18 protein-coding genes and 1 tRNA gene are annotated in these 25,886 nt (G+C 40.5%); 6 read left to right on the plus strand and 13 right to left on the minus strand.

Translation table 11 applies throughout. The features are described from left to right. Nucleotides 1-2 precede the first annotated feature (2 nt). Genes AC0L7T_RS25285 through ilvD form a run of 5 tightly spaced genes read right to left on the minus strand, consistent with a single transcriptional unit; the run spans nt 3 to nt 6,475 of the window. Nucleotides 3-1,502: a 2-isopropylmalate synthase gene (locus AC0L7T_RS25285; protein ID WP_473339323.1), complete on the minus strand. Its 1,500-nt coding sequence runs from the start codon at nt 1,500-1,502 to the stop codon at nt 3-5. 8 nt (nt 1,503-1,510) lie between these two features. Then, entirely contained in the window at nt 1,511-2,554 is a 1,044-nt protein-coding gene (gene ilvC / locus AC0L7T_RS25290) for a ketol-acid reductoisomerase (protein ID WP_473339324.1), read from the minus strand. A 32-nt stretch (nt 2,555-2,586) separates the two neighbouring features. Further along, a complete protein-coding gene (gene ilvN, locus AC0L7T_RS25295; protein WP_473339325.1) occupies nt 2,587-3,087 on the minus strand; it encodes an acetolactate synthase small subunit in 501 nt (166 codons plus the stop codon). A 5-nt stretch (nt 3,088-3,092) separates the two neighbouring features. Further along, nucleotides 3,093-4,787 carry a biosynthetic-type acetolactate synthase large subunit gene (gene ilvB, locus AC0L7T_RS25300; protein ID WP_473339327.1) on the minus strand — a complete coding sequence of 565 codons (1,695 nt, stop codon included), beginning with the start codon at nt 4,785-4,787 and terminating at the stop codon, nt 3,093-3,095. 5 nt (nt 4,788-4,792) lie between these two features. After that, nucleotides 4,793-6,475, minus strand: a complete 1,683-nt coding sequence (gene ilvD / locus AC0L7T_RS25305) for a dihydroxy-acid dehydratase (protein ID WP_473339329.1) — start codon at nt 6,473-6,475, stop codon at nt 4,793-4,795. Nucleotides 6,476-7,014: 539 nt separating this feature from the next. Between ilvD and ispE the strand changes: the two genes are divergently transcribed. Beyond that, on the plus strand, nt 7,015-7,824 hold the full coding sequence (gene ispE / locus AC0L7T_RS25310) for a 4-(cytidine 5'-diphospho)-2-C-methyl-D-erythritol kinase (RefSeq protein WP_473339330.1): 810 nt from the start codon (nt 7,015-7,017) through the stop codon (nt 7,822-7,824). A 35-nt stretch (nt 7,825-7,859) separates the two neighbouring features. Here ispE and AC0L7T_RS25315 read toward each other — a convergent pair whose 3' ends face one another. Genes AC0L7T_RS25315 through tgt form a run of 3 tightly spaced genes read right to left on the minus strand, consistent with a single transcriptional unit; the run spans nt 7,860 to nt 11,034 of the window. Then, nucleotides 7,860-8,765, minus strand: coding sequence for a DMT family transporter (locus AC0L7T_RS25315; RefSeq protein WP_473339331.1), 906 nt, complete (start codon nt 8,763-8,765; stop codon nt 7,860-7,862). A gap of 10 nt (nt 8,766-8,775) precedes the next feature. Further along, nucleotides 8,776-9,849 (minus strand): LptF/LptG family permease, encoded by a 1,074-nt coding sequence (locus tag AC0L7T_RS25320; protein WP_473339333.1) that lies wholly within the window; start codon nt 9,847-9,849, stop codon nt 8,776-8,778. 54 nt (nt 9,850-9,903) lie between these two features. Next, nucleotides 9,904-11,034 carry a tRNA guanosine(34) transglycosylase Tgt gene (gene tgt, locus AC0L7T_RS25325; protein ID WP_473339334.1) on the minus strand — a complete coding sequence of 377 codons (1,131 nt, stop codon included), beginning with the start codon at nt 11,032-11,034 and terminating at the stop codon, nt 9,904-9,906. Nucleotides 11,035-11,325: 291 nt separating this feature from the next. On the opposite strand from tgt, the gene AC0L7T_RS25330 reads away from it, so the two are divergent. The 3 genes from AC0L7T_RS25330 to rsmG are packed head-to-tail and all read left to right on the plus strand — an operon-like array spanning nt 11,326 to nt 13,709. Then, entirely contained in the window at nt 11,326-12,453 is a 1,128-nt protein-coding gene (locus tag AC0L7T_RS25330; RefSeq protein WP_473339336.1) for a glycosyltransferase, read from the plus strand. Continuing rightward, entirely contained in the window at nt 12,444-13,055 is a 612-nt protein-coding gene (locus AC0L7T_RS25335; protein ID WP_473339337.1) for an RNA polymerase sigma factor, read from the plus strand. The genes AC0L7T_RS25330 and AC0L7T_RS25335 overlap by 10 nt, the downstream gene beginning before the upstream one ends. A gap of 3 nt (nt 13,056-13,058) precedes the next feature. Continuing rightward, entirely contained in the window at nt 13,059-13,709 is a 651-nt protein-coding gene (gene rsmG, locus AC0L7T_RS25340) for a 16S rRNA (guanine(527)-N(7))-methyltransferase RsmG (protein ID WP_473339339.1), read from the plus strand. A 175-nt stretch (nt 13,710-13,884) separates the two neighbouring features. On the opposite strand, the gene AC0L7T_RS25345 is transcribed toward rsmG, so the two are convergent. Genes AC0L7T_RS25345 through era form a run of 3 tightly spaced genes read right to left on the minus strand, consistent with a single transcriptional unit; the run spans nt 13,885 to nt 16,642 of the window. Then, the gene (locus AC0L7T_RS25345; RefSeq protein WP_473339340.1) at nt 13,885-14,418 is read right to left on the minus strand and encodes a hypothetical protein; all 534 of its coding nucleotides are present in this window, start codon (nt 14,416-14,418) and stop codon (nt 13,885-13,887) included. Nucleotides 14,419-14,426: 8 nt separating this feature from the next. Further along, complete coding sequence (gene der / locus AC0L7T_RS25350; RefSeq protein ID WP_473339343.1) at nt 14,427-15,740, minus strand: ribosome biogenesis GTPase Der; 1,314 nt, start codon at nt 15,738-15,740, stop codon at nt 14,427-14,429. Between the two features lie 11 nt (nt 15,741-15,751). Further along, nucleotides 15,752-16,642, minus strand: coding sequence for a GTPase Era (era, locus tag AC0L7T_RS25355; protein ID WP_473339344.1), 891 nt, complete (start codon nt 16,640-16,642; stop codon nt 15,752-15,754). Nucleotides 16,643-16,782: 140 nt separating this feature from the next. Between era and AC0L7T_RS25360 the strand changes: the two genes are divergently transcribed. Together AC0L7T_RS25360 and AC0L7T_RS25365 are read left to right on the plus strand one after the other, a co-directional pair. Continuing rightward, nucleotides 16,783-16,855: transfer RNA gene (locus tag AC0L7T_RS25360), tRNA-Met, on the plus strand. 1,929 nt (nt 16,856-18,784) lie between these two features. Then, nucleotides 18,785-21,133: an alpha-L-fucosidase gene (locus AC0L7T_RS25365; RefSeq protein ID WP_473339345.1), complete on the plus strand. Its 2,349-nt coding sequence runs from the start codon at nt 18,785-18,787 to the stop codon at nt 21,131-21,133. 65 nt (nt 21,134-21,198) lie between these two features. Here the strand turns inward: AC0L7T_RS25365 and AC0L7T_RS25370 are convergent, their stop codons facing one another. Both AC0L7T_RS25370 and AC0L7T_RS25375 read right to left on the minus strand, forming a co-directional pair. Further along, nucleotides 21,199-24,168 carry a glycosyl hydrolase gene (locus tag AC0L7T_RS25370; RefSeq protein ID WP_473339347.1) on the minus strand — a complete coding sequence of 990 codons (2,970 nt, stop codon included), beginning with the start codon at nt 24,166-24,168 and terminating at the stop codon, nt 21,199-21,201. 266 nt (nt 24,169-24,434) lie between these two features. Then, nucleotides 24,435-25,874 carry a sulfatase family protein gene (locus AC0L7T_RS25375; protein ID WP_473339349.1) on the minus strand — a complete coding sequence of 480 codons (1,440 nt, stop codon included), beginning with the start codon at nt 25,872-25,874 and terminating at the stop codon, nt 24,435-24,437. Nucleotides 25,875-25,886: the final 12 nt, after the last annotated feature.

Here is a 25,886-nt window from a genome sequence, read left to right on the forward strand (position 1 = left end):
ATTTAATTGACAGGTAATTTATTTAAAGCATCTATAAATGCTTTGGCCGAAGCCAATACTATGTCTGTTTCTGATCCGAAGCCGTGATATGGCCGTTCATTATGCATCAATCTCATGTGTACTTTGCATACATCATCGCTTCCTTTGGTAATGGCTTGAATTAGAAATTCATCCAAGATCACCGTCTGAGGGATAAGCTTTTTGATCGATTTAATTACAGCATCTACCGGGCCATTTCCATCGGCTTCACTTTCCTTTTGTTCTTCTCCTATAGTAAGAACTACTTTGGCATGACCACCCTTGCCTTCACTTCCTTCATAGTAAACATCCTTCATTTCTATAAACGAAGAATTTTCCAGGTGATCCCCCAATAAGGATAAAAGGTCTTTTCTTCCTATGTCTCTTTTTGAATCTGCAAGAATCAAAAAAGCCTCATAGATTTCATCCAATTTCTCCTTGTCAAATTCAAATCCCAATAATTTGAGGTGATGCTTCAAGGCTGCCCTTCCACTTCTAGCGGTTAGCACTATGGATGATTCTTCAACCCCAACATCTTTAGGGTCAATAATTTCGTAATTCTCCCGATTTTTCAAGACACCGTCCTGATGAATTCCAGAAGAGTGAGCAAAAGCATTTCTACCTACAATGGCCTTATTTGGCTGAATAGGCATGTTCATTAATTTGGAAATAATTCTACTCGTTTCGTAGATTTTCTGGGTATTGATTCCAGTATAAACAGGAACCTCTTTGTGGCTTTTAATGGCCATTACCACTTCCTCCAACGAGGTATTTCCGGCACGTTCTCCAATGCCATTCATCGTCACTTCCACTTGCCTTGCTCCATTCATGACGCCTGCAAGACTATTTGCTGTGGCCAATCCAAGATCATTGTGACAGTGGGTAGACAGAATGGCTCTGTCTATATTAGAGACATTTTCTTTTAAGAAGCGAATGATATCGCCATATTGTTCGGGAAGGCAATAGCCCGTAGTATCTGGGATATTGATAACTGTAGCTCCAGCCTTAATGACAGCCTCAACTATTTTTGCAAGAAACTCAGGATCTGCCCTTCCAGCATCTTCAGCATAAAACTCCACTTCACCGACAAGATTCCTTGCAAATTTCACAGCCCTAATGGCTTTTTCAAGAACGGCATCCGGAGTGCTTCTGAATTTATGCTCAATATGGTAACCTGACACACCTATTCCAGTGTGTATCCTACTTTTTTTGGCAAATTTGAGCGCCTCAGCAGCTACTTCTATATCTTTCTCAACTGCTCTGGAAAGTGCGCAGATGATAGGTTCTTCTACCGCCTTTGATATTTCCACAACAGAATTGAAATCCCCAGGGCTGGATATGGGAAATCCAGCCTCAAGGATATCAACTCCCAATGCTTCTAAAGCCTTGGCTACTACAATTTTTTCCCTGGTATCGAGTTGACAACCCGGCACCTGTTCACCATCCCTAAGGGTGGTATCAAATATCCAAAGCTTTTCTGACATTGCTATTTTTAATTGTTTTCTGGTCTTAATTTTCGGACAGTTGCTCCAGCCTGCCACATTTCAGAATCTCTCAATTCTTTCAATTCCGCTTCCAATTTCACTCTGTAGTCCGCTTTACTGTTGGACTCGATAGATTTGGTAGCTTCTTTACCTGTTTTCACACTATTGTATAATTCTTCAAATACAGGTTTGGTTGCATCTCTGAAAGGTTTCCACCAATCTAATGCTCCTCTTTGTGCAGTAGTAGAACAGTTGGCATACATCCAATCCATTCCATTTTCTGCTACTAAAGGCATCAAACTTTGAGTCAGTTCTTCCACAGTCTCATTAAAGGCTTCAGAAGGTGAATGTCCATTTGCCCTTAATACATCATATTGAGCAGCAAATATACCCTGAATAGCACCCATAAGTGTTCCTCTTTCTCCTGTAAGATCAGAAGTAACTTCTTTGTAGAAATCTGTTTCGAACAGGTAACCTGAACCTACACCAATTCCCAAAGCAACTACTCTGTCTTTCGCATTTCCTGTTGCATCCTGGAAAATTGCATAGGATGAGTTCAAGCCTCTTCCTTCAACAAACATTCTCCTCAATGAAGTTCCTGAACCTTTTGGTGCAACCAAAATTACATCAACATCTGCTGGAGGAATGATGCCTGTTTGGTCTTTGTAAGTAACACCAAAACCATGAGAAAAGTAAAGTGCTTTTCCTGGAGTCAAGTGTTTTTTAACTGTTGGCCATAAGGCAATTTGTCCGGCATCAGACAACAAGAATTGAAGAATCGTTCCTTTTTCGCACGCTTCTTCCAACTCAAAAAGTGTTTCACCGGGTACCCATCCGTCAGCAATGGCTTTGTCCCATGTTTTAGAACCTTTTCGCTGTCCAACGATGACATTAAAACCATTGTCTTTAAGATTTAACGCCTGTCCTGGGCCTTGTACTCCGTATCCTAATACGGCAATTACTTCATCCTTTAGGACTTCCTTGGCTTTCTCAAGAGGAAATTCTTCTCTTGTCACTACGTTTTCTTCAACTGTACCGAACTTCAGTTTCATAACTATAAATTAAAATTGATTTTAAATTGGTATTATAAATATTTATCAATGCTCACCATTGGTTTGGCCACTGCTACTCTGCCGGACCTAACAAATTCCAGAACATTAAAGTCTTTTAGCTCTTCCAGCAAATCCTGGGTGTCTTTTTTATGACCTGTCATTTCAATGACCACAAAACCTTTCTCTGCTGAAATAATCTTCGCATTGTATTGGCGAATTACCATTTCCAAACCTGAATCTATGCTTTCGATTGGGATTTTATACAAGGCAATTTCCTGAAAAACCATTTCATCATCGATGTAATAAAATGCTTTAATTACATCGATGATTTTTTCAATTTGTCTGGACAACTGAATCACTTGTGCTTCTGTTGTATTCACCTCTATGGTGATCCGGTAAATACCCTCTTCTCTACTTTCTGAAGCAGTAAAACCATCGATATTAATCCCTCTCCGAGTAAATATTAAAGTAATTCTACTGAGTATGCCTATGAAATTTTCTGTAAAAACAGAAATTGTATATCTTCTTTTCATCTGAGTTATTTAAGTCTAATTTCTTCAACAGAACTGCCAGTAGCAATCATGGGGAATACATTGTCCTCTTTTTCTACTTTAACCTCAAGAAAATAGGGTCCATCATGAACAAACATCTCAGCCACAGCTTGGCGTAAATCAGTTCTTTCATCTACTTTTTGAACCTTGAAATTATATCCTTCAGCGATTTTAATAAAATCAGGATTGTCCAACTCCGTAAAAGAATAGCGCTTGTCAAAAAACAATTGCTGCCACTGCCTTACCATGCCTAAGAAATTGTTATTGAGCAATACCACCTTTACAGGTGCTTTGGTTTGCATAATCGTCCCAAGTTCCTGAATAGTCATTTGGATTCCTCCATCACCTACCACGCATATTACCTCTCGGTTGTAATCGTGAAGTTGTGCTCCCAGAGCTGCCGGAAGGGCAAAACCCATGGTTCCTAATCCACCTGATGTTACCTGAGTCCTGGTGGTTTTGTATTTAAAATACCTCCAGGCCACCATTTGGTGTTGCCCAACATCCGTTACTAATATGGCGTCATCAGCCTTAAACTCATTGATATGCCGAATCACTTCTCCCATGGTCAACCCTATTTTGGTTGGGGAAATGTCATTGCCTACCACTACTCTTTTCTCTTCAGCCTCAAGTACCCTGAATTGCTTGATCCATTCTGGGTGTTCTTTTTTATCGACTTTTTCTATAAGTTTTTCCAAACTGACCTTACAGTCACCTAAAACAGGTACATCCGCTTTCACAATCTTGTCGATTTCTGCAGGATCCAACTCAAGATGAATCACCTTGGCTTGCTTGGCATAACGCTTTACATCACCCGTCACACGGTCATCAAAACGCATCCCGACGCTTATTAAAACATCACATTTATTGGTAAGCAAGTTGGGCGCATAGTTTCCATGCATCCCCAATTTCCCTACATAATTTGGATGATCTTCTGACAAGGCTCCTGTTCCCAATAAAGTACAGGCCGCAGGAATTCCTGTTTTATCCAAGAATGCTTTCAACTGACTTTCAGCTTTTCCCAACACTACTCCCTGACCGTATAATAAATAAGGTCTTTTGGCTTCGTTGATAAGCGCTGCTGCTGCTTCGATCACACTGTCCGGTACCTTAGGATAAGGACGGTAAGAACGAATGTTTAAGCAAGGAACATAGTTGAAATCCCCTAAGGCTACTTGAGCATCCTTAGTGATGTCTATTAAAACCGGTCCTGGTCTTCCTGATCTGGCGATATGAAAGCCTTTGGCTATCGCTGGTGCGATATCCTCCACTCTTCTTACCTGTATGTTCCACTTGGTGGCAGGCATAGAGATACCTACTACATCAGTCTCCTGAAAAGCATCTGTACCCAACAGCTGTGACAATACCTGACCTGTGATGCAGACCAAAGGAGTGCTGTCAATCAAGGCATCCGCCATGCCGGTAATTAAATTCGTGGCTCCAGGTCCAGAAGTAGCTATACAAACCCCTACTTTCCCAGAAACCCTTGCATATCCCTGGGCAGCATGAATTGCTCCCTGTTCGTGTCGGGTCAGGATATGCTGGATTTGATCCATATAATCATAGAGTGCATCATACACCGGCATGATAGCACCACCTGGGTAGCCAAAAATAAATTTGGCATTTTCTGCTACCAGGGATTTGATTACAATTTCTGCCCCTCTTATTTTTGAATCATTCATAATCGTTAATCTTTATCTGTCACGCATCCTTCAGATGCGGTAGAAACTAACTGAGAATATTTTTTTAACGTTCCGTTTAAATGGCTTAAGTCTTTATTCACCCAGGTTTTCCTTCTCTCTGCGAAAGTTTCATCAGAAACATCACAACTTATTTCGAGCGTCTCACCATTAATGGTAACCTTATCACCGTTTTGTAAAAGCCCTATGGGGCCACCTGTATATGCTTCCGGCGTCACATGTCCTACTACGAAGCCATGTGTTCCTCCTGAAAATCTTCCATCTGTAATGAGCGCAACATCTGCTCCCAAACCTGCTCCGATAATAATAGAGGTCGGCTTAAGCATTTCAGGCATTCCTGGTCCTCCTTTAGGACCTACATACCTAATGACGACTACATCGCCCTTCTTCACCTCACTGTTTTTCATGGCATCATTGGCTTCCTGTTCCGAGTTGAACACTTTAGCAGGACCGGTAAAGGAAACACCTTCTTTTCCGGAAATTTTTGCCACTGACCCTTCTGGAGCGAGGTTTCCTGTCAAAATGCACAGGTGCCCAGTTGCTTTTACTGGTGCATCTATAGGATTAATCACACTGCCTTTTTCTGCTTTTATAGGAGCGATATCGGCAAGGTTCTCAGCTATGGTTTTGCCAGTTACTGTCATACAGTCTCCATGCAATAAGCCATGGTCCAAAAGGTACCTCATAAATGCAGGTAGGCCTCCCTGCTCATGCAGGTCCTCCATCATGTATTTACCACTAGGTTTAAAATCACCCAAAACAGGTGTAGTGGCATTTATTTTTTTAAAATCCTCAAGTCCAAAGTCAATTTCCGCTGTCCTGGCAATGGCCAATAGGTGAAGTACTGCATTGGTGCTACCAGCAAGTGCAACTACCACCCTTACTGCATTTTCCAAACTTTTCTTTGTCAGAATATCTTTCGGTTTCAAGTCCATGGCCAATAAATTGGCTATGTATTCACCCACTGCTTCACATTCAGCCGCCTTTTCTTTGGAATTGGCAGGATTGGATGCACTATAAGGCAATGAAAGGCCCATGGCTTCTATAGCCGAAGACATGGTATTGGCGGTATACATACCTCCACATGCCCCAGCTCCCGGGCAAGCATTTTTTATTACTCCTGTATAGTCTTCATCAGAAATTTCGTGGTTGATACGCTTTCCGTATGCTTCGAAAGCAGAAACTATATTCAGTTTTTCTCCTTTGTATTTACCAGACCTGATGGTACCACCATAGACCAATATAGAAGGTCTATTCACACGTAGCATACCCATAACGGCACCAGGCATGTTCTTGTCACAGCCAGCTACAGCTACTATGCCATCAAATGAATGGCCTAAAATAAATGATTCTATGGAATCAGCTATGATCTCCCTAGACGGTAAGCTATAACGCATGCCTGATGTACCCATTGAGATGCCATCACTAATACCAATTGTATTGAAGACCAATCCAGTCAGCTTAGACTCTATTGTAGAAGCCTTGATGGCTTTTGCAAAGTCATTAAGGTGCATGTTACAAGGGTTACTCTCGTATCCACAACTAGCCACCCCTACAAAAGGTTGCTTCATCTGTTCATCCGTCAGCCCAGTTGCATACAACATGGCCATTGAAGCCGGATTCTCTTGATTATCGCTTACCTCCCAACTATTTTTTTTCGAATTGCTCATTATAACTGTATTATTTTTAACAACTGGCTTATAAAAAAAAGTGCTTCACTCGAATGAAGCACTTTGATTGATTTTTTCTATTGGCAATAGATCAGCGCTTCATCACTTACTAAATGATAATGACAATTAGGACGACAAGGCTGACAACTACTAACATATCTCTTTCGGAGTATTTTCTTTGACTTTAATTTGTACTATTATAATGCAATATTAAAACTCATAATCCATACTTACAATATTTTAATTCTTTTTTTAATTTACAAAAAATAAGAAAATAATGTAAATGAATTTATTTAAAAAATTAAAGTTTATTATTACAGATTTAATACAATTTTATTTTAATTATTCTATAATGACGAAAAAATTCAAAATTTTATTCTGATGCAAGGTTTTGTTAATTTTTTGGGAAAAAAACCGACTTTCAAGACATCCTTACCAACTTTAAACTTAAGTAAGCAATTATCCATTTAAATGATTTAAAAAGCCTCCTAGAAAATCCACACCTTTGTTTTACTTTTAGGGCCTAAAGATGTACAATTATGATCGTTTTTCCCAATGCAAAAATCAATCTTGGATTACATGTACTCCGAAAGAGGATAGATGGGTACCATGATATTCATACTTGCATGTATCCCATACCTTTAACAGAAGCTTTGGAAATCATTCCCTCCAAAACTTTTTCTTTTACCCATAGTGGAATACCCATACCTGGCACGTCAGAACATAACCTGATCGTGAAAGCTTACCAATTGTTATTGTTGGATTTCCCAAAGCTAACAGCAGTGGCTGCCCACCTCCATAAAAACATCCCAATAGGCGCAGGCTTAGGCGGGGGATCAGCTGATGCAGCTTTTGCTTTGAAACTTTTGAGCAAACTGTTTTCTTTAGATCTGGACCCAAAACAACTCGAAGACTATGCCTCCCAATTAGGTAGCGATTGCCCTTTTTTTGTACAAAATAAAGCACAAATGGCAACAGGAAGAGGCGAAAAGCTTGAGCCAGTTGCCGTTGACCTAAAAGGAAATTGGCTTTACTTAATTCATCCCGGTATTCATATAGGCACTAAAGAGGCCTATGCAGGGATCAAACCCACAGAAAAAGGATTGGACCTGAAGGCTATTCTTGCAGCACCATCTTCTTGGAAATCAAACCTTGTCAACGATTTCGAAAAAGGAATCTTCTCTAATTATCCGGAAATAGCCGCCATAAAGGCAAAGCTCTATAATGCCGGCGCATGGTACGCTGCCATGTCTGGATCAGGTTCAGCAGTATTTGGATTGTTCAAGGATCCACCAGAAGAAATGAAATTTCCAGGACATTATTTTCTTTTCTCTGAAAAACTACCTTAAACCCGAAATAGACAATAAGCCTTCTAATTTTTAAATTAATGTATTTTTCTAACTGTTCTAGCTACCCTTCTTTTTTGGACAAAACGAATTATGGGATAAATACAGACGGATGCCAAAATGATCAGGGTTCCCAAATAAAATTCAGGTGTCATTTTTTCTTTTTCTCCGAAAATGATAAAGGCCAAAAGGATACCATAAACGGGCTCCATATTTACTGTCAGGTTAACAGCAAAAGCTGATATCCGCTTCATGAGTTTTACAGACAGGGTAAAAGCGATGACGGTACATACCTGCGAAAGTACAAGCAGCCAAAACCAATCCATACCCTGCGGAACCCAGGAAAAACCTTCCACAGTAAACCAATAAGCATAAAATGGAATAAAGCCTGCCGTTAGTAAAAAGGCACCAATCATTTCATAAAAGGTTAGAATAAAGGGACTGTGGCTTTTGGTCAGCCTACCATTTATCACAGTAAAACAGGCGCTCAATAAGGCAGAGGTGACTGCTAGAAATATCCCAAGACTGTAGCCAGATTCAAACTTAAAAATCACTATCAAACCAAGAATCACGACCAATCCCAGCATTACTTCATACCATTTTATAGGTTGTTTGTTGACCAATGGCTCAATAAGTGCTGTCCATAGCGAGCAGGTAGCCATCCCCGCCAAACAAACTGATGCGGTAGAGACCTGCGCTGCCCAAAAAAACAAAATCCAATGTGCTCCAATCAGCCCTCCCGTGAGTAGAAACTTGAGTAATGCATTTCCATTTACTTTTAAAGGCCGACCTCTAAATTTAAGCAACAAGAAAAGACCTATGCTGGCAAGTAGTGTGCGGTAGAATACGATTTCAACTGCTGGAAGACTTATCAATAAACCTAGAATAGCAGTGAATCCCCAGATAAGAACGACCAAATGAAGCCATAAATAATCTTTTACCATAAACTAAATATTATCTGGGCACGGTTTTGTAAAGCACCAGTCCCGTAAGTCCAAAAACAATATTAGGTATCCATACTGCCAAAATAGGATAAGCTGTACCTGCTTCAGCAAATGTCCTCGAAAGTAAAAAAAGTATGATGTACACGAAGGCCAGCATAAAGCCCAGTGCTATTTTAAAACCAGAACCTCCCCGGGTTTTCTTGGCAGAAACAATAACCCCAATGAAAGTAAGAAGAATGGCTGCAAACGGGGACATAAAGCGAACGTACTTTTCGATTTTATAGAAACTAATATTGTCCGCTCCTCTCTCCTCAAGAATAACTATTTGCTTGGAAAGCTCAGGCAGTGTCAGGGTTTCGTGGTGATTGAGAGGTAGATCAAAATCAGCGGGGGTAATGGACAAAGTTGTATCCATAGCGTCACCTGTGGTCCAGGTCTCCCCCATTTCATTCAACACCCTCAACCTCCAATCTCGGGCATTCCAAACATTTTTGGTGGTGTCCCAGACGATTCTTTCTGCGGAGAATTTGGATATTAGTTGCCCTTCTTTAATATATTCCAAGGTGAAATCATGCCCTTGATCGACGGAGGTAAAGTACCTGCGGATATAGGCATACAAATCAGGAGCTACTTTTATGTGAATGTTTTGTTGGTTTTGGTCCTGTTGTTTGTCCAGGTATTCAACCCTGAATTGCGAAACTCCCGCAGTAGCTACGGGCAGTACCCAACCATTGAGCAAAAAACTGATGACTGCAATCAAAACTGCAGACATTATAAAGGGCACCAACATTCTTATAAAACTTACCCCACTGCTGAGAATCGCAATGATCTCTGTTCTTCCTGCCATTTTTGACGTAATAAAAATGACAGAAATAAAGACGGTAATTGGAGTAAGTAAATTGTTTAAATAGAGCCCATAATTGAGCATGTATTGAAGAATCTCAGTGGCAGGAACTTCGTTTCGGATATAGGTATCATTCTTTTCGGTGAAATCCAACACCAAAACGACCAAAATCAACATCATGACCACAAACAAATAGGTCTTGAGGAAATCTTTAATGATTAATTTATCCAATAGTTTCATGCCAACTGGTCTTTCTCTTTTGTATTAAATGAAACGGCTGCTTTAGCAGAATCCTTATAACCTCCTGCTCACTTTTTCTACCATCGCATTTTTCCAAGTGGTAAAATCACCTGCCTGTATGTGTTCTCTGGCTTGTGTAACCAACCAAAGATAGAAGGATAAATTGTGAATACTTGCAATTTGGGCAGCCAGCATTTCCTTACTTATTGTCAGGTGTCTAAGGTAGGCCTTGGAATAGAAATTACTTACATGGGACTGGAAGCCACTGTCAAGAGGAGAAAAATCCATTTTCCACCTTTCATTTCGAATATTAATAATGCCTTCCGTAGTGAATAGCATGCCATTTCTGGCATTTCTCGTAGGCATCACACAATCAAACATGTCTATGCCCAGTGCTATTGCTTCCAAGATATTGGCGGGAGTACCAACCCCCATAAGGTATCTTGGCCTGTCTTCTGGAAGTATATCTGTTACGAGATCTGTCATTTCATACATCATCTCAGCAGGTTCACCTACGGACAAGCCACCTATAGCATTGCCTTCTCTATCCTGGTCACTAACAAAACGTGCCGCATCCAATCTCAGGTCTTTGAAAGTGCTCCCTTGGACAATAGGAAACAAAGATTGGCTGTAACCATATTTTCCCGAGGTATTATCAAACTGATCAATACATCTTTTCAGCCATCTGTGGGTGAGATGCATGGAATTTTTAGCGTAGCTCCAGTCACAAGGAAAGGGGGTACATTCATCAAAGGCCATTATAATATCTGCACCAATAGTCCGCTGAATGTCCATCACTGATTCAGGAGTAAAATGATGTTTTGAACCATCAATATGGGATTTAAAGACCACCCCTTCTTCCTTTATTTTCCTATTCCCTTCAAGGGAAAAAACCTGATAGCCACCACTGTCCGTAAGAATGGGGCTTGACCATCCCATGAATTTATGTAAACCTCCGGCCTTTTCCAGCACTTCCAGTCCAGGTCGAAGGTAAAGGTGATAGGTATTGCCAAGAATAATTTGGGCTTTCACATCATAGGTCAACTCCCTTTGGTGAACAGCCTTAACCGAACCAGCTGTACCCACAGGCATAAATATAGGTGTTTGAATCAGTCCGTGATCTGTTTGAATTTCGCCAGCTCGAGCTTTCGAGTTTTGATCCTTGCTTTCAAGTTTAAATTTCATTCCTCCCTTTCATTGATAAATCCCCCATTTACTGATTATATTTGAATCCGAAATAGGCGATAGTTATTTTAGTATGCATTGAAATTATTTCAGAATCAGTCAATCGTTGCGAGTTTTGACATCCACATGGCCTTGCTATGTTCTGGTCTTCAACCCTCCTGATTTCTTTTTAATTAAAACACGCATTGCACAGTTCATGACCTATTCCAAATGGAACACAAAAATAACCGCAATTAAACAAAAATTTGAGATTTTTGAATTAATCTTAAAGAACCGAAAGTAGGTGCAAATATGGGAAACACATTATGGTGGATATTTTTTTTAGCTTTGGGCGTGCAGTTTACCTATTTGATGGTAGTTTTTGGCCGGTTTGTTTTTTTTAACAAAGCCAACCAAAAAGCAAAACAGGACATGAATCTCAGCGGGGTATCTATTATTATAGCCGCTAAAAATGAGTCCGGGCACCTGCAAGACCTGGTTCCATTACTTATGGAGCAGAACTATCCTGAATTTGAAGTGCTAATCGTGAATGATTGCTCTACTGATAATTCAGAAGACATGTTGAGATCGCTTGCTGAAACTTACAGCAAACTGCGAATTGTGAACATCAGGTATACGCCAGATCATGTAACAGCCAAGAAATATGCCCTTACTTTGGGCATAAAGGTATCCAAATACGATACCATTTTACTTACCGATGCGGATTGCAGACCTGTTTCTCCTCATTGGATCAGGAGGATGACTGCCCCTATACGCAATGAGGGCAAAACTTTTGCTCTCGGGCATGGATCATACCTGGCACTACCTGGGTTATTGAACAAAATCATTCAATATGAAACCCTTTTTACCGCCATTTATTATTACTCTTTTGGCTATTGGAAGTCCCCATTTATGGGGGTAGGCAGAAATCTCTGCTACAAAAAGAACTTTTTTATGGAAAAGAAAGCATTCAAATCACTCTGGCATATTGAAGGAGGAGATGATGATCTTTTTGTGAATCGCTATGCTACGGCCGAAAATACAGCCATGGTAGCACATCCTGAAAGCATTACTATTTCTCAACCGAAGACGAGTTTCAAAGCTTATTTCACCCAAAAGAAGCGACATTATCACGCTGGGAAATATTATCGCACTAAAGATAAACTAAAACTGGGTTTGTATTCGTTAAGTCATTTAGTGTTCTGGCTCTCCGCAGCAGGAATTGTAATTCTTGAAAGCAGCTGGGAACCAATTGCCCTTGTATTGGGGTTAGTTTTTACAAGGGCCATGCTGCAATATTTAATTATTCATAGGGCAAGAAAAAAATTAGAAGGGACTGGTAAGGTAATTTGGACTTTATTTTTTGATTTGATGTACATGATTTATTTTTGGACCTTAGGAACAAAAGGTTATCTGTCAAAAACAGTTAAATGGAAATAAAGGAAAGAAGTTTTTCAGATAAAGCGTTAGAAGATTTTGAATTGATCGACAAAGCGGTCAATGATAAAGACCAGCAGGCGTATGCTTCGCTCATGAAGCGGTACAAGAAAGCAGTATACTTTATGATCCTTAAAATGATCAGAGGTACCGATGATGCGGAAGATCTTACCATGGAAGCCTTTGCTAAGGCATTTAAAAATCTTCACAAATTCAAAAAAGACTATACTTTCAGTACCTGGCTTTTTAGAATTGCGACCAACAATACCATCGATTTTATCCGAAAAAAGAAACTCAAGACCATGAGTCTAAACAACACCATGACAGATGATGGTGGGAATTCGGTAAATATAGATGTGGAAGATGATGACAATAATCCGCAGGATGAGTTTATCAAAACCCAGAGAAAAGAGATGGTGCGAATTTTTGTCGACAAGTTGCCTGCAAAATACCGAAAGCTGGTTAAGCTAAGGTATTTTGATGAGTTGTCGTATGATGAAATCGCAGCTGAACTGGACAAACCGTTGGGAACGGTAAAAGCACAACTTCACAGATCAAGAGAATTACTTTACGAAATTGCTAAGGGCAAAAATAAACACATTTAATTAATGAGTGCAGACCATAAACTGATCCAACATTATTTCCCGGAATTGAATGCCCAACAATTGGATCAATTTGAGCGTATGGGGGACCTTTACGTTGATTGGAACAGTAAAATTAATGTCATCAGTCGAAAGGACATGGAAAGTTTTTACATTCACCATGTACTTCATTCTCTAGGTGTTGCTAAACTACTTTCATTCCAAGACGGCACCAAAGTTCTCGACATAGGTACGGGCGGAGGATTCCCAGGGATCCCACTAGCCATCTTATTCCCTGAAGTACAGTTTCACCTTGTGGATTCCATTGGTAAAAAAATATCCGTGGTGAAGGATGTTGTCAAGCAATTGGGTTTAAAAAATGTAGAACCACAACAAGTGCGTGCAGAAAGCTTAGAGGACCGGAAGTATCACTTTATCGTCAGCCGAGCAGTAACCCAGATGGAGAAATTTTACCCCTGGATCAAAGACAAGTTTAGAAAAGAAGATGTTCACGAAGAGTTCCAAAATGGTGTTTTCTACCTAAAAGGTGGTGATGTGGATGAGGAATTGGAAGCATTGAACCTTAATTATGTAAGTTACCATCTTGAAGATTATTTTACCGAACCTTATTTTGAGACCAAAAAAGTAGTCTATCTACCCTATGAAGGCAAAAGGTAAGTTTTTCGGTTTGGATCAATCCTTACATAATTACTGCCCGGATCAATCTCAAATTTAGTTTTTCGGCCAAAGTCATGGCCTATTCTGCACATCTTCACTAAAAAGTCAAAAAAAAATAACCCAAGACTGGTCATTTACTACCTGTCTTGGGTTATAATAACAAGGAGAACTTTTCTCACCTCACCAAAACCACTTCAATATTGGTTTCGCTTACCGTAAGTCCCTCTTCCTGAAAACGGTCAAAATCCGAAACTTCAATCTCACCTTTAAGCCTCAGCATAGTATCTGAATAGTCCACTACTTCGAGTATCACTATCTCTTCTTTGTCTGTAATCACCAACTGATCACCCACCAACTCCCAGGTGCCGGAAAAAATTTCCACACCCTGGACAGGGATTTTCTCATTTTGAAGCGTAAAGCCTAGCGCTATTAAGTCTACATCAAAAACGAAGCTCCCAGCCGCAGAGACCATTTGATCCCCGTCACCAAATTCAAGTGTCATGTCATAATCCTCTCCATTTCCCTCAATACTCACTGGCACTGAAGCGCCAGACACTGTGACAACACCTCTACCAGTTAAAGTAGCCTCTTGCATGCGCCACTCTTTCTTTGCCAATTCTAGTGCTGGACTCTCCTCTTCAGGAGTCGTTTTACAACTCCAGATAAACAAAAGCACTAACAAAGAGAGAATTGATGAAAACTTTTTCATAGAAATTATTATTTCTTTTTATAAGTAATTTTAACAGGCACACCTGTAAAATCAAAATTTTCCCTTAACCTATTTTCCAAGAATCGCGTGTATGGCGATTTAATGTACTGTGGCAGGTTACAGAAAAACGCAATCACAGGATTTTTAGTTGGCAACTGCGTGATGTACTTAATTTTAATGTATTTGCCTTTATTTGCTGGTGGTGGATATTTTTCGATTTCTGGCAACAATATCTCATTCAGCTTAGAAGTAGAGACCTTACGCTGTTTATTTTCATAAACCTGCATGGCCAATTCCATGGCTTGAAATATTCTTTGCTTGGTAAGCGCAGAAATAAATATGATAGGGATCCACTTATTTTCACCCAGTTTTTCTGTCATATTGTCCTTAAAAGCCTGCATGGTCTTGTGGTCCTTTTCTACCAAATCCCATTTATTGACCATAATCATCATCCCTTTATTGTTTTTAATAGCAAGAGAGATAATGTTTACATCCTGAGCTTCCAACCCACGTGTAGCATCTACCATGATGATGATCACATCTGAATCTTCGAGAGTCCTCAAAGAGCGCATCACTGAGTAAAACTCAATGTCTTCCTTCACCTTGGCCTTTTTACGAATTCCTGCTGTATCTGTCAGGATATAGTCTTTACCATATAGCTGGTAACGCGTATGGATGGCATCTCTGGTCGTTCCTGCTTCATCCGTCACTATTGACCTTTCCTTGCCTATCAAAGCATTTAGGAAGGAAGATTTACCAACATTCGGTCTTCCCAGTATGGCCAATTTAGGAATTCCTTCATCAGGATCTCTTTCTCCTTCATCAGGAAATTTCTGTACCACCTCATCCAGTAAATCACCTATACCACTTCCACTAGTGGCGGTAGTTGGATAGATGATTTCCTCTCCTATGCCCAAAGCATAAAATTCATTGGCCATTAAAAGGTCGTCCAGGTTATCCGCCTTATTGGCTACCATAAAGATAGGCTTGTCTGTACCTCTCAGCTCTTTGGCGAAATCCGCATCCAGATCAGTAAGTCCAACCATGCAATCCACCACAAATAGGATAACAGAGGCCTCTTCTATGGCCAGCTTAACTTGCTTGCGAATTTCCTTTTCGAAAATATCTTCTGATCCCATCACATACCCACCGGTATCAATGACAGAGAAAAACTTTCCGCCCCATTGGGCATGGCCATAATGCCTGTCCCTTGTCACACCACTAAGGTTGTCTTCAATGGCTTTTCGCTCTTCTACCAGTCGGTTAAAAAGCGTGGATTTACCCACGTTAGGTCTCCCTACAATTGCTACTATATTGGCCATAATACTATGTTTTATTGGTCGTAACCAAATTTTTTCAATTTGTTTTTATTCTTTCTCCAGTTCTCTTCAACCTTCACAAAGGTTTCTAGAAAAACTTTTTTTCCAAAAAATTTCTCCATTTCAATCCTGGCTTGTGTCCCCACTCTTTTCAATGCTTTCCCCTTGTCTCCGATGATAATTCCTTTTTGACTGTCCCTTTCCACATAAATCACCGCTCTCATGCGAAGCAATTGATCGGTTTCTTCAAAATCTTCTATTCGAACCTCTGTACTATAGGGTATTTCTTTCTTGTACTGGTTAAAGATTTTTTCTCTTATGATTTCGGAAGCAAAGAAACGTTCGGGGCGGTCACTTAGTTCTTCTTTGTCATAAAATGGTGGATGTACTGGCAGGCGGTCCAGGATTTCCTGCATGATCTTTTGGAGGTTAAAACTTTCCAATGCTGAAATCGGAATAACTACGTCCGCTTTTATCCTTTCAGTCCAATATTCCGTTACCTCAGCAAGTTTTTCTTCCTTATTCAGGTCAATTTTATTGATGACAAGCAAAATAGGCACTCCTGCCGCATTTACCTTTTGGATAATGTCTTCAATTTCTTCATCATTCTCAAAAAGATCTGTCACAAAAACGATTACATCAGCATCTTCGAGCGACAGGTGTACAAAACCCATCATGCTTTTGTGCAGTTCATATTTCGGCTTCAGCATGCCAGGAGTATCGGAGAAGACGATCTGGTATTCCGGTTCATTCATAATTCCCAAAATCCTGTGGCGAGTGGTCTGGGCTTTTGACGAAATGATAGAAAGCTTTTCTCCAAGCAGGGCATTCATCAAGGTAGATTTGCCCACATTAGGCTTACCTATAATATTAATAAAGCCTGCTTTGTGCATGTTTTCTGGCATGGTCTCAGATTTTTTTTACAAAGGTACTTGATTTTTGATAATATGTCCTTACCTTTGTATCACAATAACGGATAAGGCAGCAAAAAACGTTTAAAACCTTATCATTTTCAAAAGCGATTTTATTTAAAATAAAGATATATCGCGGGATGGAGCAGTTGGTAGCTCGTTGGGCTCATAACCCAAAGGTCACAGGTTCGAGTCCTGTTCCCGCTACACAGAACCCCTTATACGTCACGTATTTGGGGTTTTCTTTTTTTTAAGGCATTTTTTTTATTTATCGATTAGGTCTAAGATTTCTTATCTCGCAAAGAAGCTAAGGCGTAAAGTTTTTTTTTATTTTAATACATGAAGTTGTTAAAATTCTTTTTCTCGCAAAGACGCTAAGTCGCAAAAATCCTCCAGGGAACTTTCTTTTTACTTTATAGCATTCTAATCGCTTTCTAAACTTATTTTTCAGAAAATTGATCCTCTTTAAGAAAAAAGAAATATTTCTTTGCGACTCTGCGGCTCTGCGTGAAATTATGTAAGTTCTACTTAGTTATTGTTTCTCGCAAAGGCGCTAAGACGCTAAGTGCATAGGGATGCCTCTTATTGAAAAGGTGATCCTTTGATGAGTTTTTTTTTATTCTTAACCCTCGTTAGGGATTAAAAAAAAATCTTTGCGACTCTGCGGCTCTGTGTGCAATTTTTAAAGGTTTTAATTTAGTTTTTTAGTTCTCGCAAAGGCGCTAAGACGCAAAGGTTGTGAGGATACGTCTTTTTAAATTCATGCCCCTTTAATTAGATTTTCTTATTTTTATTCTTGATCCTCGAAATGAAATAGAAAATATTTCTTTGCGACTCTGCGGCGCTGCGTGAAATTATTCAAGTTCTACTTAGTTATTGTTTCTCGCTAAGACGCAAAGGGCATAGGGCTGGCTCCTTTTAAATAGCTGACCTTAAGATTAGGGGTGTAATCTTAATTCTCCATTAAGTAAGGCGAAAAAAACCACTCCTTTGCGTCTCGGCGTCTTTGCGAGCAATTCTATTTAAATTCTTGTTTGTCACTTCAAAGCAGAAATCATTTCTTTGCGACTCTGCGGCTCTGCGTGCAATTATTCAAGTTCTACTTAGTTATTGTTTCTCGCTAAGGCGCTAAGACGCAAAGGGCATAGGGCTGGCTCCTTTTAAATAGCTGACCTTAAGATTAGGGGTGTAATCTTAATTCTCCATTAATTAAGGTGAAAAAAACCACTCCTTTGCGTCTCGGCGTCTTTGCGAGCAATTCTATTTAAATTCTTGTTTGTCACTTCAAAGCAGAAATCATTTCTTTGCGACTCTGCGGCTCTGCGTGCAATTATTCAAGTTCTACTTAGTTATTGTTTCTCGCTAAGGCGCTAAGACGCAAAGGGCATAGGGATGCCTCTTATTGAAAAGGTGATCCTTTGATTAGTTTTTCTTATTTATATTCTTGCCCCTCGTAAGGACTTAGAAAATATTTCTTTGCGACTCCGCGGCGCTGCGTGCAATTTTTAAAGGTTTTACTTTAGTCTTTGTTTCTCGCAAAGGCGCTAAGACGCAAAGGTTGTGAGGATACTTCTTTTTAAATTCATGCCCCTTTGATTAGATTTTCTTATTTTTATTCTTGATCCTCGATATGAAATAGAAAATATTTCTTTGCGACTCCGCGGCTCTGCGTGCAATTTTTAAAGGTTTTACTTTAGTCTTTGTTTCTCGCTAAGGCGCTAAGACGCAAAGGTTGTTAGGATACTTCTTTTTAAATTCATGCCCCTTTGATTAGATTTTCTTATTTTTATTCTTGATCCTCGATATGAAATAGAAAATATTTCTTTGCGACTCCGCGGCTCTGCGTGCAATTTTTAAAGGTTTTACTTTAGTCTTTGTTTCTCGCTAAGGCGCTAAGACGCAAAGGTTGTTAGGATACTTCTTTTTAAATTCATGCCCCTTTGATTAGATTTTCTTATTTTTATTCTTGATCCTCGATATGAAATAGAAAATATTTCTTTGCGACTCTGCGGCGCTGCGTGCAGTTCACGCTATAAGTTAACAATTTTTCAAATCCGCTCAAAAGAATAAAAATCATCCACTTTTTATATATTTACCTCATAGTCTCAATTGACCTTAAGCTGTATAACCTATACCATGAATCGTATTAAAAGCATTGCCTGTATTGCCCTAATCTTTATATGCCAGAACCTATTGGCGCAAGAGCGTTGGGAAAATCCTATCCAAAAAGAAAAACGACTGGGGTCACCCTTAGTGGAAACCTCTCCCTTTGTGTTTGATGAAAAATTATACCTGCTGGAAAATAACCAGCGGTTTTGGGATATTCCTGGAGCAAAACCTGGGCATAAATTTCATGAGGACGAAGTACGAATCCGTGACCTGCAAACAAATCAGATAATTTCCACGCCTCTGAAAAACCATGGCTTTGGAACAGTTTTGACATGGAAAGGCAGAGTATATGTTTTTGCGGGGGACTATGGGGAAGGAAAACCCTGGCGGAAGATGACCGAAATAACAATGACAAGCTCTGAGGACCTTGTCAATTGGAGCAAGCCAAAGACTGTCCTTCGGGCAAATGACAATGAGTATTTTTTTAATACTGCCGTTACCAGAGGAGAGGATGGCTTTATACTGCTGTATGAAACCAGTGACAAGCAATGGAAACCTTTTACTTTTAGGTACATGAGCTCTTCAGATTTGGAGCACTGGGAAGAAATTCCGGGTGCGGTTTACGGAGTGGACAAATATGTTGGTGGACCTGCCCTTTATTATGAAGGAGGTTGGTACTATACACTTTATCTAGAATCACTTAAACCTGGCTATGAAACACGCATTACCCGTTCTAAAGACCTTCTCAATTGGGAAGATGCACCAGAAGACAGGCCTTTTGTCACTTTTAATCCAGAACATAAAAACATACCTTTAATCAATCCTGACATCTCCGAGAACAATGCTTCGGATGTGGAACTCTGTTATTTTCAAGGCAAAACCATCCTTTATTTCACCGGAAGCGATCAAACTACCGCAGGAGATTTACAGCGGGCAACCTACGATGGCAGGCCAAGAGAATTGTTCGAGCATTTCTTCATAGCTGAAGGGCAATCGGATGTAGCACCAAAACACCAGGGAGACTGGTTACCGGTATTGGAAGCAGGCACTGAAGGTAACGGAACAGCCATTTTCTCTACTGAGCCATTACGGACACGCCCCACCGAAAGCCAATTGGCTTACCAGAAAAGACAGTTGGGAGCCTTTATTCACTTTGGACCTGCCACTTATATAGGCTCCGACATGATGAGTGTCCCCGCTGCAGAAATATTTAATCCCAGCAGACTTGATGCGGAACAATGGGCCAAAACAGCCAAATCTTTTGGCGCCAAACACATCGTTTTAACGGCAAAACATCACAATGGCTTTTGTCTCTGGCCAACGGAAACCACCGATTATTCTGTGAAGAATGCTTCATGGAAAAACGGTAAAGGAGATGTTGTCAGGGAGTTTGTAGATGCCTGTAGAAAGTATGACCTGGAAATCGGCCTCTATGTATCCGGTGGAGACAAGCATTTTGGCTGTACCAGCACACCCGACCCACAAGGGGAACGCAAAATTGTAGGAGACATACACAAGTACTTCCCTGTTTTTCTGGAGCAGCTCAGAGAGTTGCTGACCAACTATGGGGAGATCTCCTACCTTTGGTTTGATGGTGCTTATGATCCGTTTGGATGGGATGTCATGGATCCTGAAACCAAGCAACCATTGGGCAGGGCCTATGGGGATGCGATACACAATATGGTGCGACTTTTACAACCAAAGGCAATTGTAATGGGAGGAACAAAGCCGGATGTTCGCTGGTCAGGCAGTGAGCAGGGATGGGCAGCTTATCCCTTGGCAAATATCGTTCAGCCGGGTGAAGGATTTGATAAGTGGGTAGGCCCTCAAAGTGCGGGATGGATTCCTGCCGAAGCCAACCTCCACACCAGGTCAACCTGGTTTTGGAAGCCTGATTCAGACAAAACTTTACGTGACCTCCCCTTTATGATGAACGTGTATTCCGAATCCATAGGTCGGGGAGCAAATTTGCTGGTGAACATGACACCAGACACTAGCGGCCTGATTCCAGCGGCTGAAGTAAAGCGACTGGAAGAATTTGGAGAAGCTATTGAACAAACTTTTTCGAAACCTGTGGCCAATTATGATCAGCCGGAAAACAATGGCAATACTATTTATACGCTTACAATTCCTAAAAACCAGGCAACCAACTTAATGGTTTTGGAAGAAAACATTGCCAATGGGCAGCACATCAAGCAGTATAATCTTGAAAGCTTTGATGGCACCAATTGGCATCCTTTGGCCGAAGGGCTTACCATCGGCAGAAAGCGCATCCATTATTTTGATCCCGTGAAAACCGATAAACTCCGTCTTTCTTTAAAGGGTGATAAAAGCAAAATGGAATTGAAATCATTTACAGTCTATCAAGCAGACTAATTAAGAAATATAGTCAAGAATTTGAGCGGCATTGTTGCAGAAAAAAGCAACAATGCTGCTCAAAATCACTTGGGCATTGCAATTGGCAAAACTGTTGTTAAAGTAACTGGGCCAAAAATCCCTGAAGGTATCAACGGTGCATTTTTCCAGGGCACCCTCAACTTAGGAATACCTTTTATGACGGTGGCTTTCACATGTGTTTTGGTGAAATCAGCACCTGTTACCGCATCTCCCGTAAGTCTATTTGACCATGTATTGGCAACTTCTATTTTTAGGGTATTTATCCCCGGTTTTAAAGCATCCGTCACATCAAAACGGTAAGGCTTGGACCAGGTTATGCCCAATGGCTTATCATTCAACCAAACTTCAGCGACATGGGAAAGGTCTCCTAAATCCAGGTAAATCCTGGCTTCTGGAAATTCAGAAGCATACATTTCATGGATAAAATTCTTTTCGTAGCGGGCAGTTCCTGAAAAATATTTGATACCGTCAATTTCAGACTCGGTCCAGGATTTTAATTCAGGGAAAATTGCTTTTTCCGGTGCTCCCCATCCTTCAGGGAAATAAACTTCCCAAGCACCTGCTATAGTTTTCACATTGGCATGATTTGACATGCGGCTGCTTTTATCTTTTTGCACGAAATCAAAATCGCCTTCTTCCCATAACTCAACGCCATACTCCCCATAACGTAGCATAGGTGGATGAATACCATTGGCTTTTATTTTTGTATAATGTGCTTGATTGTTCCCTTTTTTAAATGCCACAAAAGTACTTTCATGAGGTGCAAGACTCAAAGGAAGTAGGATACCATCCGAAGTATTTTCAAAAACAGGAATGGCCGTTATACTCCCATTCTCAGGATTCCATAACTCTGGTGTCTTTCCCTCTTGTCGGAAATTCAAGTCTCTAGACAACCATTCGTTTGTAGTATTGACTACAAAATAAAAGTCAACACCCTCTTTCTGATAATGGGTGTAATCCAGAGCATAAAACCCTTTGTCTTTGTAATCAAAGTCAGGGTTAATTTTCAATTCCTGAAGAATCTCAAATACCGAAGTGCCATAATAGATGGTCCCACTTCCTGGTTTAAAGCTTTGCTTGCTATAAGGTTTCCATAAGTTATTCAGCCAACCTTTCATATCGGGCAAATTCTTATCATTCTTTACAGGAGCTATTCTACTGGGTTTAGGCCCAGTAATTATAGCCCCATTTATTGCCATTTGCTCTAGTTTCACCAATACCTCCGGGTGTATCTCATATTCTTTGGTCAGGGCCAGGACACTAAATTCAGCCTTATTCCGAGGATTTATAATTTTCCCGTTTCTCACCTCCAGACCAAGAAGTATTTCAGTATTGACCAACTCAAAATCATACCCTTCTCCTGGATTAAAGCGACTGCGCTTATGCCCTCCATAATTGGGGATGGTGTCACCATAATAATACAAGACATCTGCTTTAAAATCGGCTTCCTGAAAGACATAAGAAACCCTTGCCAGGTATTCATTAAATGGTCGTATTTTCTTCCACCAGACCCTTTTGTCATTATAATGAGTTCCTGCATGGTAAACAATACCTGGATTCCCAGTGCCTTCTGGATTATGAGTAGATCCATGTACCACTACCCTGTTCATGCCTTCAGCAAAAGCCCTGTCTCCCATGGGTTTCATTTCGAAAGGACCTTCTTGCCATTGCTGAAAAGTGGTAAATGCTTCCATCTCCACCATTCTTAAACCATAAATATGGGAAGCAGAAGAGACTTCCTTCACTACCCGTAGCACATCTAAACCCTCATCGCTAAAGTTATGGTGATTGATCCAAAATTCTCCTCTAGGGATATCCAAGCCTTTACCCAATGCTTTTAAGGGTTCTACAGGAACATTATGTAACGGGTAACCTGGACCTCCTGCTTCACTGTTGTTTTTCAATCCATGGGCATTGCAGATTTCTTTGGACTTCATGTAGAAGTTTTTGATCATCAATTCTGACAATGTCCTTTGAAAGCCTGCTCTGAAAGCAGAAGTAGCTTCAGTAGAAAGCACCACTTCTTCAAATAGAATGGGTAAGAATTTCTTTATATCATAGCCATTTAATTCCTCGAATTCTTGTGGTAAAGTAGGTGTCCAATTAAAGCCTCTGGCTTCATAACTTGCCATATATAGATTTTTCAAGGCCGTTTCACGCAAATCCCCTAACACAGATTCCAATCGGTCTATAATATAATTGAAGTGAAAAGCCGTGGCTTCTGCATCGAAATGATCTACAATAGGCCCTGCTGAATACTTACTTGGTAGCACCAAATTCTCTCCGGAATTGGAACTGACATAACGTACAATTTTCCATTCTCCATCCGGAACATCCCAATTCAAAACCTCTTTTTTCGAATCAAAAAACATGGATACATCCCTGATTCGACTGGTATCCATTACCACATTGTCTGCTACCAGTGGTAAGGCCAAAACCGCTATTTCTTCGGAATATACCGGCTTGCCATCTTTCCCATAAGAAATGAAGCGTTTTCTGCCTCGGGGATCTTTCTCAGGGATTTCTGGGAAGGGCAATTTGATTTTTTTCTTCCCTCCACCTGTGACATTCACTTTGCGTTGGTAAATTGATTTTGCTGCATGTTGTGGGGTAAGCCAATTGCCTCCAGCATTCCAGCTACTTGCCGTATTCAATCCTACCTCCATTCCATATTTACCAGCCTCATCTATGGCAACGCTTATGGTTGCCAAAGATTCATCACCCAAAAACTCAGGGCCAGCCCCTACCTGAACAGTATCACGCGAACCTATTTCAAATATGGTAAAACCAGCTATACCTGCCTCATCAAAGGATTTTATCTCCTCTTTTAGCCTTAAAGTATCCACATGTCCTCCCAACCACCAATGGTAAACAGTGGGTTTGGCCGTACTTGGTGGCTGAAGGAAATTTTGTCGCATCTGATTGTACGCCGCACTTTGCTGGGCCTGAAGGCCAAATGAGAGCATGCAACAAAGACTGGCAATAAAACAAAAGAGATAAGTACTTAACTTCATGGTTTATGGCTTTATGATAATCGTCTAAAATTAAAATTGTCCTGATTCGGTGAGGTAGGTAAGTAACATTTCACAGTTACCTCAGAACTGGATTTTGTCAGCATTGTTGCAGAAAAATGGCAACAATACCGCCAAAACCGTATCGTTTCTATCTGGATACCACGGGTTCCACCCGTGGTTATTATTGGTGAAGCCCTTCAGGCTTCTACAGTTTTCTATGAAATTTCTATCTTTATTGAATACCAACACATAATTCGAACAAATGACTATTTTTCTTTACTATTGGGCAAAGGACTCCATTCATAAAAATCATCATCGGTGGCTGTTATCCATTCATCCAACGCCACATGCATTTCTTTTTTAACGGATTGGTAGGCATCAACGTAAGCAAGGTTGTGCTGCTCTCCCGGGTCTTTCCACAAGTCAAACAATTGCTCATTTCGCTCCCCCTGATTGTACAGATTGTATTTGTACCGATCATTTCTGATCAACCTGGCCTGTCTGCTGGAATCCAACTTGTCGTCTGCCAATTGCACCACCAAATAATCTCTCAACTTCTCCCCAGGATGCTCCAAAACGGGCTTGAGGCTTTTGCCAGTAAATTTAGCAGAAGTCGTTATACCTGCATAATCGATTATGGTTGGGGCCAAATCAATCCCTGATACCAATTGATTTCTATCAATGTTCCCAGATGGCACATGGCCCTTGTACCTGATGATAAAAGGGACGGTAGCAGCTTCATCATACAAACTTAACTTAGCCGCCCACTTGTGCCCTGCACCGCCGTCACCATGTTCACTGGTAAGCACTACAATGGTATTTTCATCAAAACCATTTTTCTTCAATGCTTGCAGGATTTTTCCAATTTCCCCATCTACCATTTCAGTAAATCGATAATAATGGTACAAGTAAGCCTGCCAGTCTTCGGGTGTATAATCTTTTGTCTTCAATAACTCATCCCCATAATGGTCCATCAAGCGTTTTTCAGCAAGGAATTGTGGTTCGTCAGGATCAATTTCAAAGTTATTGGGCAAAGGAGGTAAACCTTCCAATTCATAGGCTTTGGCATATTCATCCGGTCTTCTTGGGACATGGCAAATGTCATGGGGATTGTGAAGGGAAACTGTCAATAAGAAGGGTTGATCCTCCTTATAGTTATTGAGATAATTCACCGTGGCGTCTGCAATGGGACCATCCGTATCTTCTCCGAGATCCCATTCCTTATCCAAAGATTGAAACGGAACCACAGCAAAACCTGCTACGGAATCCATAGCTCCTTTGGCTGGATATGATTCAGGCAGGTGCCATTTTCCAGCCCAGGCTGTATTGTATCCTGATTCTTTAAAAACCTGGCCTATGGTGGGTACATCAGGTCGGATATGTGTGGAATTCCAAACCACACCTGTTTCATGAGGCATCCTTCCTGTGATCAAGCTACTTCTTGCTGGTCCGCAAACTGGCGAGGTACAATAAGATGCTTTAAAAAAGGTGCCTTCAGCTGCTAACTGGTCCATGGCTGGGGTGTTTAAATGAGGATTTCCCAAATAACTCAACGCATCATTGGTGTGTTGATCTGTCAGAATGACCAAAACATTTGGCTGTGGTTCCTTCTCCTGGTTTTTTTCGCTTTGACAACCTGCTATGGCCATCATATTAAAGCTTATAAAAAGGAGCGGTCTCCAGGAAATATTTATTTTCTTTCTCATCTTAAACTAGTT

It is taken from the genome of Cyclobacterium sp. 10D3-21 (assembly GCF_055809755.1).

What these genes read in the sequence shown, in the direction of transcription:
- AC0L7T_RS25285 (WP_473339323.1), bottom strand. Translation starts at nt 1,502, where the DNA reads ATGTCAGAAAAGCTTTGGATATTTGATACCACCCTTAGGGATGGTGAA.
- ilvC (WP_473339324.1), bottom strand. Translation starts at nt 2,554, where the DNA reads ATGAAACTGAAGTTCGGTACAGTTGAAGAAAACGTAGTGACAAGAGAA.
- ilvN (WP_473339325.1), bottom strand. Translation starts at nt 3,087, where the DNA reads ATGAAAAGAAGATATACAATTTCTGTTTTTACAGAAAATTTCATAGGC.
- ilvB (WP_473339327.1), bottom strand. Translation starts at nt 4,787, where the DNA reads ATGAATGATTCAAAAATAAGAGGGGCAGAAATTGTAATCAAATCCCTG.
- ilvD (WP_473339329.1), bottom strand. Translation starts at nt 6,475, where the DNA reads ATGAGCAATTCGAAAAAAAATAGTTGGGAGGTAAGCGATAATCAAGAG.
- ispE (WP_473339330.1), top strand. Translation starts at nt 7,015, where the DNA reads ATGATCGTTTTTCCCAATGCAAAAATCAATCTTGGATTACATGTACTC.
- AC0L7T_RS25315 (WP_473339331.1), bottom strand. Translation starts at nt 8,765, where the DNA reads ATGGTAAAAGATTATTTATGGCTTCATTTGGTCGTTCTTATCTGGGGA.
- AC0L7T_RS25320 (WP_473339333.1), bottom strand. Translation starts at nt 9,849, where the DNA reads ATGAAACTATTGGATAAATTAATCATTAAAGATTTCCTCAAGACCTAT.
- tgt (WP_473339334.1), bottom strand. Translation starts at nt 11,034, where the DNA reads ATGAAATTTAAACTTGAAAGCAAGGATCAAAACTCGAAAGCTCGAGCT.
- AC0L7T_RS25330 (WP_473339336.1), top strand. Translation starts at nt 11,326, where the DNA reads ATGGGAAACACATTATGGTGGATATTTTTTTTAGCTTTGGGCGTGCAG.
- AC0L7T_RS25335 (WP_473339337.1), top strand. Translation starts at nt 12,444, where the DNA reads ATGGAAATAAAGGAAAGAAGTTTTTCAGATAAAGCGTTAGAAGATTTT.
- rsmG (WP_473339339.1), top strand. Translation starts at nt 13,059, where the DNA reads ATGAGTGCAGACCATAAACTGATCCAACATTATTTCCCGGAATTGAAT.
- AC0L7T_RS25345 (WP_473339340.1), bottom strand. Translation starts at nt 14,418, where the DNA reads ATGAAAAAGTTTTCATCAATTCTCTCTTTGTTAGTGCTTTTGTTTATC.
- der (WP_473339343.1), bottom strand. Translation starts at nt 15,740, where the DNA reads ATGGCCAATATAGTAGCAATTGTAGGGAGACCTAACGTGGGTAAATCC.
- era (WP_473339344.1), bottom strand. Translation starts at nt 16,642, where the DNA reads ATGCCAGAAAACATGCACAAAGCAGGCTTTATTAATATTATAGGTAAG.
- AC0L7T_RS25365 (WP_473339345.1), top strand. Translation starts at nt 18,785, where the DNA reads ATGAATCGTATTAAAAGCATTGCCTGTATTGCCCTAATCTTTATATGC.
- AC0L7T_RS25370 (WP_473339347.1), bottom strand. Translation starts at nt 24,168, where the DNA reads ATGAAGTTAAGTACTTATCTCTTTTGTTTTATTGCCAGTCTTTGTTGC.
- AC0L7T_RS25375 (WP_473339349.1), bottom strand. Translation starts at nt 25,874, where the DNA reads ATGAGAAAGAAAATAAATATTTCCTGGAGACCGCTCCTTTTTATAAGC.